The sequence below is a fragment of the Roseococcus sp. GW821-FHT12F05 genome (assembly GCF_058806835.1).
Genome location: NZ_JBXAQB010000005.1, coordinates 425,583 through 441,142 on the forward strand (window position 1 = coordinate 425,583; position 15,560 = coordinate 441,142).

The 15,560-nt window shown below is 69.7% G+C and carries 14 protein-coding genes; 7 read left to right on the forward strand and 7 right to left on the reverse strand.

The features are described 5' to 3' along the window. Nucleotides 1–7 precede the first annotated feature (7 nt). Nucleotides 8–1,585: an ABC transporter substrate-binding protein gene (locus AC1ROY_RS16220; protein WP_493149880.1), complete on the forward strand. Its 1,578-nt coding sequence runs from the start codon at nucleotides 8–10 to the stop codon at nucleotides 1,583–1,585. 140 nt (nucleotides 1,586–1,725) lie between these two features. Here AC1ROY_RS16220 and AC1ROY_RS16225 read toward each other — a convergent pair whose 3' ends face one another. Continuing rightward, a complete protein-coding gene (locus AC1ROY_RS16225; RefSeq protein ID WP_493149881.1) occupies nucleotides 1,726–2,529 on the reverse strand; it encodes an alpha/beta fold hydrolase in 804 nt (267 codons plus the stop codon). 197 nt (nucleotides 2,530–2,726) lie between these two features. Here AC1ROY_RS16225 and AC1ROY_RS16230 point away from each other — a divergent pair, with 197 nt between their 5' ends. The 6 genes from AC1ROY_RS16230 to AC1ROY_RS16255 all read left to right on the forward strand — a co-directional run bounded on the left by AC1ROY_RS16230 (nucleotide 2,727) and on the right by AC1ROY_RS16255 (nucleotide 9,332). Further along, the gene (locus tag AC1ROY_RS16230) at nucleotides 2,727–3,692 is read left to right on the forward strand and encodes a tripartite tricarboxylate transporter substrate binding protein (RefSeq protein ID WP_493149882.1); all 966 of its coding nucleotides are present in this window, start codon (nucleotides 2,727–2,729) and stop codon (nucleotides 3,690–3,692) included. Nucleotides 3,693–3,801: 109 nt separating this feature from the next. After that, a complete protein-coding gene (locus AC1ROY_RS16235; protein ID WP_493149883.1) occupies nucleotides 3,802–4,365 on the forward strand; it encodes a helix-turn-helix domain-containing protein in 564 nt (187 codons plus the stop codon). Between the two features lie 52 nt (nucleotides 4,366–4,417). Further along, nucleotides 4,418–5,206, forward strand: coding sequence for an aldolase (locus AC1ROY_RS16240; protein WP_493149884.1), 789 nt, complete (start codon nucleotides 4,418–4,420; stop codon nucleotides 5,204–5,206). Between the two features lie 127 nt (nucleotides 5,207–5,333). Then, the gene (locus AC1ROY_RS16245) at nucleotides 5,334–6,293 is read left to right on the forward strand and encodes a Bug family tripartite tricarboxylate transporter substrate binding protein (protein WP_493149885.1); all 960 of its coding nucleotides are present in this window, start codon (nucleotides 5,334–5,336) and stop codon (nucleotides 6,291–6,293) included. Between the two features lie 151 nt (nucleotides 6,294–6,444). Continuing rightward, the gene (locus AC1ROY_RS16250; RefSeq protein WP_493149886.1) at nucleotides 6,445–8,022 is read left to right on the forward strand and encodes an ABC transporter substrate-binding protein; all 1,578 of its coding nucleotides are present in this window, start codon (nucleotides 6,445–6,447) and stop codon (nucleotides 8,020–8,022) included. Nucleotides 8,023–8,033: 11 nt separating this feature from the next. Continuing rightward, the gene (locus AC1ROY_RS16255) at nucleotides 8,034–9,332 is read left to right on the forward strand and encodes an LLM class flavin-dependent oxidoreductase (protein ID WP_493149887.1); all 1,299 of its coding nucleotides are present in this window, start codon (nucleotides 8,034–8,036) and stop codon (nucleotides 9,330–9,332) included. Nucleotides 9,333–9,415: 83 nt separating this feature from the next. On the opposite strand, the gene AC1ROY_RS16260 is transcribed toward AC1ROY_RS16255, so the two are convergent. The 6 genes from AC1ROY_RS16260 to AC1ROY_RS16285 form a co-directional block, all read right to left on the reverse strand. After that, nucleotides 9,416–10,387 carry a Bug family tripartite tricarboxylate transporter substrate binding protein gene (locus AC1ROY_RS16260; RefSeq protein ID WP_493149904.1) on the reverse strand — a complete coding sequence of 324 codons (972 nt, stop codon included), beginning with the start codon at nucleotides 10,385–10,387 and terminating at the stop codon, nucleotides 9,416–9,418. Further along, a complete protein-coding gene (locus AC1ROY_RS16265) occupies nucleotides 10,387–11,367 on the reverse strand; it encodes a Bug family tripartite tricarboxylate transporter substrate binding protein (protein WP_493149888.1) in 981 nt (326 codons plus the stop codon). The genes AC1ROY_RS16260 and AC1ROY_RS16265 overlap by 1 nt, the downstream gene beginning before the upstream one ends. A gap of 138 nt (nucleotides 11,368–11,505) precedes the next feature. Then, nucleotides 11,506–12,918: a phosphoglucomutase/phosphomannomutase PgmG gene (gene pgmG / locus AC1ROY_RS16270; RefSeq protein ID WP_493149889.1), complete on the reverse strand. Its 1,413-nt coding sequence runs from the start codon at nucleotides 12,916–12,918 to the stop codon at nucleotides 11,506–11,508. After that, complete coding sequence (locus AC1ROY_RS16275) at nucleotides 12,918–14,237, reverse strand: UDP-glucose dehydrogenase family protein (protein ID WP_493149890.1); 1,320 nt, start codon at nucleotides 14,235–14,237, stop codon at nucleotides 12,918–12,920. The genes pgmG and AC1ROY_RS16275 overlap by 1 nt, the downstream gene beginning before the upstream one ends. Before the next feature lie 135 nt (nucleotides 14,238–14,372). Further along, entirely contained in the window at nucleotides 14,373–15,215 is an 843-nt protein-coding gene (locus AC1ROY_RS16280) for a UTP--glucose-1-phosphate uridylyltransferase (protein ID WP_493149905.1), read from the reverse strand. A gap of 162 nt (nucleotides 15,216–15,377) precedes the next feature. Further along, on the reverse strand, nucleotides 15,378–15,560 hold a 183-nt coding region (locus AC1ROY_RS16285), incomplete at its 5' end, for a hypothetical protein (protein ID WP_493149891.1).

The window sequence follows — 15,560 nt, forward strand, 5'->3', positions numbered from 1 at the left end:
GGTCCATATGCCCATCAGCCGCCGCGGTCTCGCGGCTCTTGCCGCCCTTCCGCTCGCCGCCCCCGCCTATGCCCAGGGCCGCGGCGACCCACGCGTGCTGCGGGTCAAGCTCTTCGGCGACCTGCGGAGCCTCGATCCCTTCATCAGCCCGGAATACATGGCCCGAAACCATGGCTACATGGTCTACGACACGCTTTTTGCGCTGGACTCGAAGATGCGGCCGCAGCCGCAGATGGTGGCGAGCCACAGCACCAGCAGCGACGGCCTGACCTGGAATTTTTCCCTCCGCGACAACCTGCGCTTCCACGACGGCGCCCCCGTCACCAGCGAGGACGTCGTCGCCTCGCTGCGCCGCTGGGCCATCCGCGACGGGCACGGCGCGCAGATGCTGGCCGAAGGCAACCGCCTCGAAGCCGTGGATGCGAAGAGCTTCCGCCTGACCCTGCAACGCCCCTGGGCGCTGGTGCTGGATGCCTTGGCAAAACCCTCGGGCCTGCCGGCCTTCATCATGCCGGCGCGCGTGGCGGCCACGCCGATCACCACGCCCATCACCGACCCTACGGGCTCGGGCCCCTACACGCTGAAGCGCGAGGACTGGCGCCTCGGCGACCGCACCACCTATCGCCGAAACGCCGACTACGTGCCGCGCTCCGAGGCGCCGGACGGGCTGGCCGGCGCCAGGCTCGCGAAGGTCGAGACCATCGAATGGGTCGCCCTGCCCGACGCGACCACGGCGCTGAACGCGCTCCAGACGGGCGAGATCGACATCTTCGAGGAGCTGCCGCCCGACCTTTTCCCCGTGGTCCAGCGCAACCGGAACCTCCGCCTCGCCGCGCAGGACAGCGCGGGCGTGCAGCCGATCTTCCGGATGAACCACGTCGTCGCGCCCTTCGACAACGTGAAGCTGCGCCAGGCCATGCGCCTGCTGGTCGACCCTGCCGAGATGATGCCCGCCTACATGCCCGACCCGGCGCGATGGCAGGACTGCAAGAGCTTCTTCCCCTGCGCCTCGCCCTTCCACACGAACGAGGGCTGGACCGCGCCGAACCTCGACCTCGCGCGCACGGCCGTGCAGCAGTCGGGCTATGACGGCACGCCCGTTGCCGTACTGGATGCGCAGGACAGCACGATCAGCAGCACCTTCGCGCGCGTGGCGGCCGACCGGCTGCGGCGCGTGGGGATGAACGTGGACCTCCAGGCCATGGACTGGGCGACGCTGGTGACACGCCGCCTCTCGAAGAACCCGGTGAGCCAGGGCGGCTGGAGCCTCTTCGTCTCGGCGCCGGCTGCCGTGGACCTGATGGACCCGGTGAGTCACATCGCGCTGCGCTCGGCCGGCGCGCGGACCGCCCTGCCCGGCTGGCCCGACGACGCGGAGATGGAGCGCCTGCGCGACGCCTTCGCGGTCGCGCCGACGCTGGAGGAGCGGCGCCGCATCGCCACCGCGACGCAGCTCCGCGCGCTGGAGGTGGTGCCCTACCTGCCCATCGGCACGATGAGCCTGGTGCGCGGCCATACCGCGCGGATCTCCGGGATCCTGGACGCGGCGATCCCGGTGTACTGGAACATCGCGAAGGCGGCTTAAGATCGAGGAGCTCTGCCCCTCGTTGTCTCGCCTTCGGCGCCAACCCCCGGCTGGAACCTCATGTTCCCGCATCTCGGATTTGTAAAAGGGTCCAGGGCCCAAAGCCCTGGCGGGGGGTGTGGGGGGCGGAGCCCCTCACGTCAGTGCGCCGCCAGGAAATCCAGCACCGCCTTGTTGAAGAAATCCGGGTTGTCGTAATTCAGCCCGTGCGTCGCCTTGGGCACGGTGACGCGCTGCGTGTCCGGCATGTACCGGATCAGCGCGTCGATGATCTTCGCGAAGTTCGGCTGGCTGTCGGCGCCCCCGAGCAGCAGCGTCGGGATGCGGATCGCCTCCGCCGCCGCGCGGGAATAGGGCTTCCGCTGCTCGTTCATCTGGCCGATCAGGGTGCGGGCATTGTCGCGGCTGATGACCTTCTTCTCCTCCGGCCGCTTCTCCCAGGCGCCGGGGCCGCCGGTCTGCTCCGCCACCATGATCAGCCCGCTATCGACGTCGCCGGCCGCGATCTTCTGCGCCGCGGCGTTGAAGCCCGCGGCCTGTTTGCCGGCGGCCGGCACGCCGCCCAGGCTCTCGTCCAGCTCGCCGCCCGGCTCGGCCAGGACCAGCGCCTTGATCAGCTCCGGGTACCGCTCGGCCACGCGGAAGGCGATGTGGCCGCCGCGCGAATGGCCGAGCAGGTAGACCGGCCCCGCCTTCAGCGCCCGGATGAAGCCGGCCACGTCCTCGACATGGCGGTCGATGGTGAAGTTGCCGCCTTCCTCCCAGGTGCCGGGCCAGGCATGCCGCATGCTGAGCGACATCACATGGTACTTCGCGCCGAAGGCCGCCATCTGCGGGCCGAAGCTGCGCTGGTCGCCCAGCGTGCCGTGGATCATCAGCAGCGGCGCGCCGCTCCCGGACTCGGCATAGGATACAGGGTAGCCATCGACTTCGAGGTTCGGCATCGGCGTCTCTCTCCGCAGCTGTTCAGGCGAGCCTAGGCCGGAGACGCGGAGCGGCCAATCCGGCGAATCCTTGCGAGGCAGTCATGCCCGCTTCCTGGGCGAAACCCGCACGCCATCGCATGGAGGAGAGATTATACCGATTGGCCGGCGTCGCGGCCGCGGCCAGACTTCCCTATCCCCTGGCCGGAGCCCTCCGCATGCCGCACCTCCCCCGCCGCGCCCTTCTCGCCGCCACGCTGGCCGCGCCGTCTCTCGCCCGTGCGCAATCCTGGCCCAACGGGCCGATCCGCCTCGTCGTCGCTTCCGCGCCCGGCTCGCAGCCGGACCTGATGGCCCGGCTGGTCGGCGATCCGCTCGGCGCCGCGCTCGGCACCTCCGTGGTGATCGACAACCGCGTCGGCCAGGGCGGCACGATCGGCATGGAGAACGTGATCCGCTCGCGCGCCGACGGGCAGACGCTGCTCATGGGCGCACTGAACCACGCCATCAACCAGAGCCTGTTCCGGCCCGCCACCTTCGACTGGCTGGCCGAGCTGGAGGCCGTGGCGCCCGTCTACAACACGCCCAACGTCATCGTCGTGAACAAGGAGGTGCCCGTCGGCAGCCTCGCCGAGCTGGTGGCGCTGGCGAAGGCGCGGCCGGGGCAGCTCAACTTCGCCTCCTCGGGCAGCGGCACTTCGCTGCACCTGGCGGGCGAGCTGCTGAACCAGATCGAGGGCATCGAGCTGGTGCACGTGCCCTATCGCTCCGCCGCGGCGGCCGCCCAGGATCTCGAGGCCGGCCGCGTGCAGATCATGTTCGACAATTTCGCGCCCGCCATCGCGCGCGTGGACGGCGGCCGCGTGCGCGCGCTGGCGGTGATGAGCGCCGCCCGCGTGCCCCGGCTGCCGGACGTGCCCTGCGTGGCGGAGCTCGGCTACCCGCAGCTGGAGATGCTGGTCTGGGGCGGCATCTTCGCGCATGCCCGGACCCCGGTGCCGGTCCTCGACCGGCTGCACGACGAGATCGCGCGCATCACCGCGACGCCGAATGTCCGTGCGCGGCTGGACCAGCTCGGCTCGCTGCCCATCGTGACGGAGCGTGCCGCCTTCCGGGCGCTGACCGTCGCCGAGACGGAGCGCTGGGCGCGGGTGGTGATCGCATCCGGAGCCAAACCCGAGTAGTCAGGAGGGCATGCTCGCCACGACCCACGCGCATTCTCAAATCAGGCGGGACGCCTGATGGCTCGGAGAATGCGCCAGACAACAAGCCTGGCGCGGGTTCGGTGAGCGCATGCGAACCGAACCCGCGCTAGGCCCCCGGGTGAAGGCGCTGCGCCTCCGCCACGGGCTCACTCTGGAGGCGCTGGCGCAACGCACCGGCCTCACGCGCTCCTTCCTCTCGAAGGTGGAGCGCTCGGCCACCACGCCCTCCATCACCACGGCGCTGAAGCTGGCCGCGGCCTTCGGGATCGGCGTGGGGCAGCTGCTCGGCGAGGCGAAGGACGAGAGCACCGTCTCCGTCCTCCGCGTGGCCGACCGGCGCTCCTTCATGGGCGGCGGGCCGGACGACTACACGCCGCTCGCCCCCGGCCGCCCGCTCAAGGCCATGGAGCCCTTTCTGGTCACCCCACCTATGGAATTCCGCGAAGGCCCGATGGGCCGCCACGCCGGCGACGAGTTCGTGCTGGTGCTGAAGGGCCGGATGGAGCTCTCCTTCGACGGCCGCTCCATCGTCCTGGAGGCCGGGGACACCGCCTATTTCGACGCCTCCCTGCCGCATCGCAGCCGCAGCCTCGGGAGCAGGCCGGCCGAAGTCCTCGTCGTCGTCGCCATGCCCCACGAAGATTCTATATGACACTTTGTGTCCTAAGTGGTATTCGACCCGGGACAGGCGACGAGGTGTTCCGATGGATGGCGATACGGTGGTGCGGCCCAAGGAGGCCTATCACGCCAAGGCGGAAGAGGATTTCCGCCGCAACCTCGGCATCCCCGACTGGACGGTCCGGCAGCGCCTCGCGCTCGCCTGCCGCATGCTCGCCATGGAGGGCCACGGCTCCGGTCTCGCCGGCCAGCTGACGGCGCGCGGACCGGAGCCCGGCACCTACTACACCATGCGCTTCGGGCTGGGGCTGGACGAGATCACCGCCACCAACCTGCTGCTCGTCGACAACGATCTGAAGGTGCTGGAGGGGCAGGGCATGCCCAATCCCTCCAACCGCTTTCACCTCTGGATCTACCGCGCGCGGCCGCAGGTGAACTGCATCGTCCACACCCATCCGCCGCAGACCTCCTCGCTCTCCATGATCGGCGTGCCGCTGAAGCCGTCGCACATGGACACCTCCATGTTCTACGAGGATTGCGCCTGGCTGCCGGAATGGCCGGGCGTGCCGATCGGCGACGAGGAGGGCGAGCTCATCAGCAACGCGCTGGGGAACAACCGCTCCATCCTGCTCGCCCATCACGGGCTGCTGACGGCGACGACGAACATCGAGGAGAGCGCCGTGCTCGCGCTCTTCCTGGAGCGCTGCGCCGGGCTGCAGCTGCGCGCCATGGCCGCCGGCACGATCCGCGACCTGCCGCCGGCGGTGGCACGCGAGGCGCATGACTACCGCCTCAAGCCCAAGCCCGTGCAGGCCACCTTCTTCTACCACGCGCGCGCCGCCATGCGCGCGGGACACGCCGAAGCGTTGGGCTGACAAGCCCATGGATCATCTGGGATAGCCTCCCCAAGAAAGTATCTGCGGCGGCGATTCAGGTTCGGATCGAGTGATCCGAACAATCGCAGTCGAAAACGCCAGCCGCGGCGCCACTCGGGAGACACCGATGCGCCGACGCCATTTCCTTCTCGCTCCTCTCGCCGCGCCGGCCCTGGCGCGCGCGGAGGCCTGGCCGAGCCAGGCCATCACCTTCCTGGTGCCCAACGGCGCCGGAGGCACGACCGACATCGCCGCGCGCCTCGCCGCCGGCGGGATGATGCCGCGCGTCGGCAAGCCCGTGGTGGTCGAGAACCGCCCCGGCGCGGACGGCGCCATCGCCATCCGCGCGACGCTGCGCGCCCGCGACGGGCACACCTTTCTCGCCGCCTATTCGGGCTACGTGGTCGGCACGCCGCATCTGAACGCCGACCTCGGCTACGACGTGCTGGCGGACCTGATACCCATCGGCCAGGTGATGGACGCGCCGCATGCGGTGCTGATCCACCCCTCCATCCCGGCCACCACCCTCGCCGAGCTCACGGCCTGGATCCGTGCCAATCCCGGCACGGTGAACTACGGCTCGACCGGCACGGGCAGCGTGCAGCACCTCGGCACCGAGCTGTACCGCCAGCAGGCCGGCGGGCTGGACGTCACGCACATCTCCTATCGCGCCGTCGGCCCGGCCATCCAGGATCTGCTGGCGAACCGCATCCAGCTCTTCATCACCACCATTCCGCCCGTCGCCGGCCTCGCCCGCGAGGGGCGGCTGCGGGCGCTCGCCGTGACCGCGCCCACCCGCTCGGGCGCGCTGCCCGGCGTGCCGAGCGCCGTGGAAGCCGGCATGCCCGCGCTCGACGTGGTGACCTGGGTCGCGCTCTATGCGCCCGCCGGCACGCCCGCGCCGGTGATCGCGCAGATGTCCGCCGCGCTGCGCGGCGTGCTGGATGATCCCGCGACCGTGCAGCGCATGGCGGAACAGGGCGCCACACCCGGCGCCGGTGGCCCCGCCGAGCTCGATGCACGCACCCGCCGCGAATACGCGATGTGGCGGCAGGTCGTCCGCGAAGGGAACATCAAGCCGGACTGACTGGCACGCGGATTGCTGCACGCAATCCGCGCCGGACCTCCGGCGCGGGAATAGTGAGCATACGGAGCATTTTTGTCGGCCCCGCCGGACAAATTGCCCGTTTCATGTGCGTGCGAGGAAACGCCCCCCGCTCGAGCCAGAGGAGGCATGGATGCGCAGACGGGATGTGTTCGGGCTCGCCGGAGCCACGCTGGCCGCGCCGCGGCCAGGCCGCGCGCAGGCCAGCCAGGTGCTGCGCTTCGTGCCGCAGGCCGACCTCGCGATCCTCGACCCCATCATTACCTCCACCTACGTGACGCGCGACCACGGCTTCATGGTCTTCGACACGCTCTACGGCATCGACGAGGACTACGCGCCCCACCCGCAGATGGTGGAGGGCCATGTCGTCGAGAACGAGGGAAAGCTCTGGCGCATGACGCTGCGCGAGGGGCTGCTCTTCCATGACGGCACGCCGGTGCTGGCGCGCGACGTCGTCGCCAGCCTCCGCCGCTGGCTGCGGCGCGATGCCTTCAGCACCGACATCTCGCCCATCCTCGAGGAGATGGCGGCGCATTCGGACCGCGAGGTCCGGATCCGCCTGAAGCAGCCTTTCCCGCTGCTGCCCGCCATCCTCGGCAAGGCCAACAGCAACATGCCCTGCATCATGCCCGAGCGGCTGGCGCAGACCGACCCGACGCGGCAGATTCCCGAGGTCGTCGGCAGCGGCCCCTTCCGCTACGTGGCCGGCGAGCGCGTGACGGGCTCGCTCAACGTCTATGCGAAGTTCGACCGCTATGTACCGCGACCCGGCGGCACGCCGAACTTCCTGGCCGGGCCGAAGATCGCCCATCTCGACCGCGTGGAGTGGCGCACCATTCCCGATCCCGCCACGGCCTTCGCCGCGCTGCAGGCCGGCGAGGTGGACTGGTGGGCCCAGCCCATTCCCGAGATCGTCCCGCGCCTCAAGGCCAATGCGGCCATCCGCACCGAGGTGCTGGACCCCGCAGGCTATCTCGGCCTAATGCGCTTCAACCACCTGCACGCGCCCTTCAAGGACAATCCGGCGCTGCGCCGCGCGATCCTGATGGCAGTCGACCAGACCGACTGCATGATCGCCGCTGCCGGCGACGATGCGAGCCTGCGGCGCGCGCCCGTCGGCTTCTTCACGCCGGGCCCGATGGTGAGCGATGTCGGCATGGCCGCGCTCCAGGGCCCGCGCGATCTCGCCAAGGTACGCGAGGCGGTGCAGGCCTCCGGCTACCGGGGCGAGCGCATCGTGCTCATGGCGCCGACCGACTACCACAGCATCAACGCCATGACCGAGGTGGTGGGCGACGTACTCCGCCGCATCGGGCTGAACATCGACTACCAGTCGATGGACTGGGGCACGATGGTCCAGCGCTGGAACTCGAAGCAGCCGGTCGAGAGCGGCGGCTGGAGCCTCTACTGCACCACCACGACCGCGGTCAGCAGCGTCGATCCCGCCGATCACCGCTCCATCCGCGGCAGCGGGCCGCTGGCCGCGCAGGGCTGGTGGACCAACGAGCCGATGGAGGCGCTCCGCAACGCCTTCCTCGCCACCGGCGACACGGCCGCGCAGCGCCGCATCTGCGCCGATATGCAGGAGCTCGCCTTCCGCGAGGCGCCCTACGTGCCGCTGGGCGTCTTCTATCAGCCCACGACCTGGCGCCGAAACTTCACCGGCCAGCTCAAGGGCTTCAACCGTTTCTGGAACGTCCGGAAAGGCTAGGGATCGACGCCATGCGCGACCGCAAGATGCACATGATGGCCTATCTGAAGACCGGCCCGACGGCGACGCATCCCGGCGGCTGGCGCCATCCCGAGACGGACCTGAAGACCTTCACCTTCGAGCGCTACGAGCACATCGCCCGCGTGCTGGAGGACGCCTGCTTCGACGGCTGCTTCTATGCCGACACGCTCGGCATCCCCGACATCTACAAGGAGAGCTTTTCGACCTACGTCGAATATGGCGGCCAGCTCTCCTACCTCGATCCGCTGACGATCCTGCCGATCATGGCGCGGGTGACGAAGCATCTGGGCCTCGGCGCCACCCTCTCGACCACCTTCCACCAGCCCTATCACCTGGCCCGCGCGCTGGGCTCGCTCGACCTGCTGTCGAACGGCCGCGCCTGCTGGAACATCGTGACCTCCACCACCGATTTCGAAGCGAAGAACTTCGGCATGGAGAAGATCCCGGCCAAGGACGACCGCTACGAGCGCGGCGACGAGTTCGTCGAGGCCTGCTGCGCGCTGTGGAACTGCTGGGACGAGGATGCGCTGATCCTCGACAAGGCGAGCGGGCATTTCGGCCACCCCGACAAGGTCCGCTACGCGAACTACAAGGGAAAATACGTCAGCACGCGCGGCCCCATGACCATGCCGCGCTCACCGCAGGGACGGCCGGTGCTGATGCAGGCCGGCTCTTCGCCACGCGGGCGGGAATTCGCCGCGCGCTGGGCCGAGGCGATCTTCTGCAACATGGCGAACACCAAGGCGGCGGTGGAGTTCTATGCCGACATCAAGGGCCGCATGGCCAAGCATGGCCGCGAGCCCTGGCAATGCGCCATCCTGCCGGCGATGACGGTGGTGGTCGGCGAGACGGAATCCATCGCGAAGGAGAAGGCGGAGTACCTCAACTCGCTGATCCCGGGCGAGCTCGCGCTGGCCACCACCTCGGCCATGCTGGGCGCCGACATCAGCAAGGCGAAGACGGAGGAGGAGTTCGTCGCGGCGCGCGGCGAGCAGGGCCATGGCGGCCTCGAGGACCGCCACCGCCAGGTCGCGAGGAACGAGGGCATCAGCTTCGTCGAGGCCGTGCGCAAGCCGCGCCCGATGGTGGTCGGCACGCCGGCCATGATCGCCGACCACATGCAGGCGATGTTCGACGCCGGCGGCTGCGACGGCTTCGTGCTCACCGGCAACGTGACGCCCGGCATGTTCGAGGATTTCGGCCGCATGGTGGTGCCGGAGCTGCAGCGGCGCGGGCTCTACCGCACGGAGTACACGGGCGCGACGATGCGGGAGAACCTGCTCACCTGAGCAGAGGGGCCCCGACAACAAAGATGGGTCCAGGTAACGTGTTCCCTGGCGGGTGAGCACGAGAGGGCGAAGCCCTCCCGCAACTACTCCATCCGCAGCCCGAGCGACGCCACCACCGGCCGCAATGCCGCGACCTGCGCGTGCACCATCGCCGTGAACTCCGCGCTCGAATTCCCGCCGGGATCGGCGCCCAGCTCGTCGATCCGCGCCGCCACGGGCGGATGCCGTGCCGCCGCCGCGATCTCGGCCTGCAGCCGGATCAGGATGGGCTCCGGCGTGCGTCCCGGCGCGAAGAAGCCGTTCCAGCCCAGGATCTCCGCGTTGGGAAAGCCCTGCTCGCGCACCGTCGCGATCTCCGGCAGCAGCCGGTTGCGCGAGGTGGAGCGGATGGCCAGCGGCCGCACCCCGCCCGCGCGGATATGCGGCATCGCCGAGGAGAGCTGGTCGCCGCCGAAGGGAATGCGTCCCGCCAGCATCTCCTGCACCAGCAGCGAGGCGCCGCGGAAGGGCACGTGCTCCATCTCGAAATGGCCGTCGCGCTTCAGCACCTCGCCCGTCAGGTGGCCGGCGCTGCCGGGGCCGGTCGAGCCGTAGAAGGGCGGCCGGGGCTGCGCCCGTGCCCAGGCGATGAACTCGGCGAGGTTGGTGGCCGGCACCGAGGGGTGGACCAGGATCACCGTCGGCACCAGCGCGCCGAGGCTCACGCCCACGAAGTCGCGCTCGATGGAATGCGGCGCGCGGTTCTGGAACTCCATCACCGCCGTGGTCGCCGAGAAGGTGGAGTTGTGGAACAGCAGCACCTGACCGTCCGGCGCGGCCTTGGCCACCAGGTCGGCGCCGATGGAGCCACCGCCCCCGCCGCGATTTTCCACGAGGAAGGCAACGCCCATGGTCTCGGAGAGCCGCTGAGCATAGAGCCGCGCGAGGATGTCCGTCGTGCCGCCGGCCGCGAAGGGCACGATCACGCGGATCGGGCCGTTCGGCGTCCAGGACTGGGCGCGCGCAACGGCGGGCGCGGCGAGCAACGCCCCCGCGAGGAGCCGGCGCGACAGCATCACTCGACCCGCAGGTTCAGTGTCTGCACCAGCGGGCGCACCGCCGCGATCTGGCTGTGCACCTGCTGGGTGAACTCGGCGCTGCTGTTGCCGCCGGGCTCGGCGCCCAGCTCCACGATCCGCGCGGCGAGCGGAGGATGCCGCGACGCCGCGGCGATCTCCGCCTGCAGCCGGGCCAGGATCGGCTCCGGCGTGCGGGCCGGCGCGAAATACCCGTTCCAGCCCTGCAGCTCGGCATTGGGAAAGCCCTGCTCGCGCACCGTCGGCACCTGCGGCATCGCCGTCGCCCGCGTGGCCGAGAGCGTGGCGACCGGCTTCAGCGCGCCGCTGCGCATGTTCTGCAGCGAGGAGGAGAGCTGGTCGCCGCCGAACTGGATGCGGCCGGCCAGCATGTCCTGCACCAGCGGCGCCGCGCCGCGGAAGGGCACGTGCTCCATGTTGAAGCCGCCGTCGCGCTTCAGCACCTCGGCCACGAGGTTCATCGTGCTGCCGGGGCCGGTCGAGCCGTAGAAGGGCGGCGTGGGCTGCGCCTTCGCCCAGGCGGCGAACTCGGTCAGGTTGCTGGCCGGCACCTCCCGCGCCACCAGCAGCATCATCGGCACGTTGGCGCCGACGGTGATGGGCGCGAAGTCGCGCTCGATGGAGTGCGGCGCACGGCCGGCATGCTCCATCGCCGCGGTGGTCGTGCTGAAGGTAAGATTGTGGAAGAGCAGCGTTTGGCCATCCGGCGCCGCCTTCGCCACCACATCGGCGCCGATGGAGCCACCGGCGCCGCCGCGGTTCTCGACCACGACGGAGACGCCCAGCGTCTCGGTCAGGCGCTGCGCGTAGAGCCGCGCCAGCACGTCCGTGGTGCCGCCGGCGGGAAAGGGAACGATGACGCGGATCGGGCCGTTCGGCGTCCAGGCCTGGGCACGAAGGACGGCGGGGGCGAGGCCAATGCCGAGACCGGCAGCGGCAAGGGAACGGCGGGCGATCATGCGGACAACCTCCTGTCGGAGCCGCCTCAGGGCGGCTCTCGTTCAGGATAGTTGGCCGTGCAGATTACCGGACGTCAATCCGGAGTTGGCGTTCGATCCGCGCAGGCGATCGAAGTGGTGAATCGGCCGCCCAAAGCTTCAGTGCCCCGCATTCTGTCCGGAGAAATCCGGCGCCGCGAGGCCCGAGGCCTCCAGCTGGTGCACAAGCTGCGCCTTCAGCCGCTCCAGCCCGGCCTCGGTCTTGGCCTCGGCCCGTGCCACCAGCACCGCCTGGGTGTTGGAGGCGCGCAGCAGCCACCAGCCGTCGTCAGTGAGGACGCGCACGCCGTCCACGGCCTGGACCTTCGCCCCGTCGGAGGCGAGGCGGGCCTTCACCTCCTCGATGACCTCGAACTTCCTCGCCTCTTCGCAGTCGAAGCGCAGCTCCGGCGTGTTGATCACCTGCGGCAGGGCCTTGCGCATCTGCGCCAGGCTCTCGTCGCTGCGCGCGAGGATGTCGAGCAGCCGCACCGCCGAATAGAGCGCGTCGTCGAAGCCGTACCACTTGTCCGCGAAGAAGGTGTGGCCCGACATCTCGCCGGCCAGCGGGCTGCCGGTCTCGGCCATCTTCTGCTTGATGAGGCTGTGGCCGGTCTTCCACATGAGCGGCACGCCGCCGGCCTTGGCCACCTCGTCGAACAGCACCTGCGACGCCTTCACGTCGGCGATGATGGTCGCGCCCGGATGCGCCTTCAGCACGTCGCGCGCCAGCACCACCAGCAGCTGGTCGCCGAAGAGCATGTGACCCTCACCGTCCACCACGCCGATGCGGTCGGCGTCGCCGTCGAAGGCGATACCGAGGTCGGCCTTGGTCTCGGCCACCTTGGCGATGATCTGCTCGAGATTCTTCAGCACCGTCGGGTCGGGATGGTGGTTCGGGAAGGTCCCGTCGATCTCGGCATTGATGAGGCGGTGCGTGCCCGGCAGCCGCTTCACCAGCCGCTCCGTCACCGCGCCGCCGGAGCCGTTGCCCGGATCCCAGACCACCGTCAGCGTCTTCGGGCCGCCGGCATAGTCCTTCACCATGCGCTCGATGTAGCTCTCGCTGACATCGACCTCGCGCGAAGAGCCCTGGGATTCCGGCACGACATCCCCGCTCGCCGCCATGGCGCCGAGCGTCTGGATGTCCTTCCCGAAGAACGGCTTCTTGCCGATCATCATCTTGAAGCCGTTGTAGTCCGGCGGGTTGTGGCTGCCGGTCAGCATCACGGCGCCGTCGGCCTTCTGGTCGTAGCTCGCGAAGTAGAGCATCGGCGTCGGCCCGCAGCCGACCCGGATCACCTCCATGCCGGAGGCGACCAGCCCCTCCACCAGGCTCTTCTCCAGCTCGGGCGAGGAGAGGCGTCCGTCACGCCCGACGGCCACGCGGCCGCCGCCGGCCCGCGCCACGATGGTCCCGAAGACCCGACCGATCGCGAAGGCGTCGGCCGGGTGCAGGGTCTTTCCCACGATTCCGCGGATGTCGTACTCGCGCAGCGAGGTCTTGTCGAAAACGTGGGAGAAGGCGGCCATCAGGGTCGTCCGATCGAGTGGTAGGTGAAGCCAGCCTCGCGCATGGCGGGCGGATCGTAAACGTTGCGGAGGTCGAGCAGGATGCGGCCCGCCATCACCGCCGCCAGCTTCTCCGGCGCGACGTTGCGGAACTCGTTCCACTCGGTCAGCAGCACCAGCGCCTCGGCCCCCGTCGCGGCGTCGATCGCACTGGACGCGTAATGAACGGCCTCCGGCAGCAGCGGCTTCGCCACATGCATGCCCTCCGGGTCATAGGCGCGGAGGGTGGCTCCGGCCGCGACCAGCTTGGGCACGATCTCCAGCGAGGGCGCGTCGCGCATGTCGTCGGTCTCGGGCTTGAAGGTCAGGCCCAGGATGCCGATCGTCTTGCCCGCCACCGAGCCGCCGCAGGCCTCGATCACGCGGTCCGCCATGGCGACCTTGCGGCTGTCGTTGACCGCGATGGTCGTCTCGACGAGGCGCAGCGGCGCGCCCAGCGCCTGGCCGGTGCGCGCGAAGGCCAGCGTGTCCTTCGGGAAGCAGGAGCCGCCATAGCCCGCGCCCGCATGCAGGAACTTCCGGCCGATGCGGCCGTCCAGGCCGATGCCGCGGGAGACCTGCTGCACGTCGGCGCCGGCCTTCTCGCAGAGATCCGCCACCTCGTTGATGAAGCTGATCTTCATCGCGAGGAAGGCGTTGGCCGCGTATTTGATGATCTCGGCCGTCTCCAGCCCGGTCGCCACGATCGGCGTCTCGATCAGGTAGAGCGGGCGGTAGAGCCGCCGCAGCACGTTGAGCGCGCGCTCGCCCGCCGCGCCCTCCTCCACGCCCAGCACGATGCGGTCCGGCCGCATGAAGTCGCCGATCGCCGCGCCCTCGCGCAGGAATTCCGGGTTGGAGGCGACGGTGATGTCCACGTCCGGCCGGGCGGCCTGAACGCGCTTCTTCACCTCGCGCCCCGTGCCGACCGGGACGGTCGACTTGGTGACCAGCACCAGCGGCCCCTGCGCCGCGCGTGCCACCTGCTCGGCCGCGGCGAAGACATAGGTGAGGTCGGCATGGCCGTCGCCACGCCGCGTCGGCGTGCCGACGGCGAGGAAGACCGCCTCGGCACCCGCCACTGCCTCTTCGAGGCTGGTGGTGAAGGTCAGCCGGCCCTCCTTGGCGTTGTCCGCCACGAGGTGGTCCAGGCGCGGCTCGTAGATGGGAATGCGGCCCGCCTTCAGGGCCTCGATCTTGCCGGCATCCGTATCCACCAACGCCACGTCCACGCCAAATTCGGCGAAGCAAGCGCCGGAAACGAGACCGACATAGCCGGCCCCGATCATCGCGATTTTCATGCAGGAACCCCCGGGAGCCGCATGGCTGAAACAGCATGCGGAAGCAGCATTTGAAAGGATTGTCCGTGACGGTTCAACACCCTGCGTTCCGCAGCCGTCAAATTTCAAATTCCCGTGATATTCGGCCTCTTCGGGTCAGTGGTACTTGGCCAGGAATTCCTTCACCTGCGGCGCGAGCTCGGGCCGCTTCAGCGCGAAGGCGATCTGTGCCTCGAGGAAGCCCACCTTGTCGCCGCAGTCGAAACGCCGGCCCTCGTAGCGCACGCCATGGAAAGGCTGTTGGCCGATGAGCTTCGCCATGCCGTCCGTGAGCTGCACCTCGCCACCGGCGCCCTTCTCCATCTTCGCGAGATGGCCGATCACCTCGGGCATCAGCACGTAGCGGCCGATGATGGTGAGGTTGGAGGGCGCCTGGTCGATCGGCGGCTTCTCCACGAGGCCCTTCACCGAGACGAGCTTGCCCATGTCCTTCTCGATGTCGAGCACGCCGTACTTGTTCACCCGCTCCATCGGGACCTCCTCGATGGCCACGACGTTGCCGCCGGTCTCCCGATAGGCGTCGGCAAGCTGCTTCGTGCAGGAGACGTCGCACATCATCAGGTCATCGGGCAGCAGGATGGCGAAGGGGTCGTCGCCGATGAAGCTGCGGGCGCACCAGATGGCGTGGCCGAGGCCCATCGGCACCTGCTGCCGCGTGGTGGTGAGGCTGCCGGGCTCCATGGCCAGGGACCGGAGCTCGGCAAGCTCCTTCGTCTTGCTGCGCTCCTCGAGGATGCGCTCCAGCTCGAAATGCACGTCGAAATGCTCGACGATCGCGGTCTTGCCGCGGCCGGTGACGAAGCAGAACTGCTCGATGCCGGCAGCCCGGGCCTCGTCCACCGCATACTGGATCAGCGGCCGGTCCACGACCGGCAGCATTTCCTTGGCGATCGCCTTGGTGGCCGGAAGGAAACGGGTGCCCATCCCCGCGACGGGCATGACGGCCTTTTGGAGCGGCTTCAGCAACGGGGTATTCCCTTTGTTCATTCGCCGCAACGTGTTGCCATGCCGGGACGTGCGGCGGCAAGCCATGTCACGTCAGGTTTCATGCGGATTTCGCGCAACGCGCGAAGGCCGCGCCGCGACGCCGCGGCGGGGTTGTCAGCCCGGGTTCCGGGCCAGCTGCTGGCGCGGCGGCGGTGCTGCGTCGGCCGCGCGGGAGCTGCTGCGTGGCGCGGATTGCGCGGCGCGCGTGGCCGGCCGGGGCGCGGGGTGCAGCTGGCGCTGCCGGGCCGGCGGCGCGGCAACCGTGCGCACACGCGCGGCGGGCTGGCGGGCGACGGG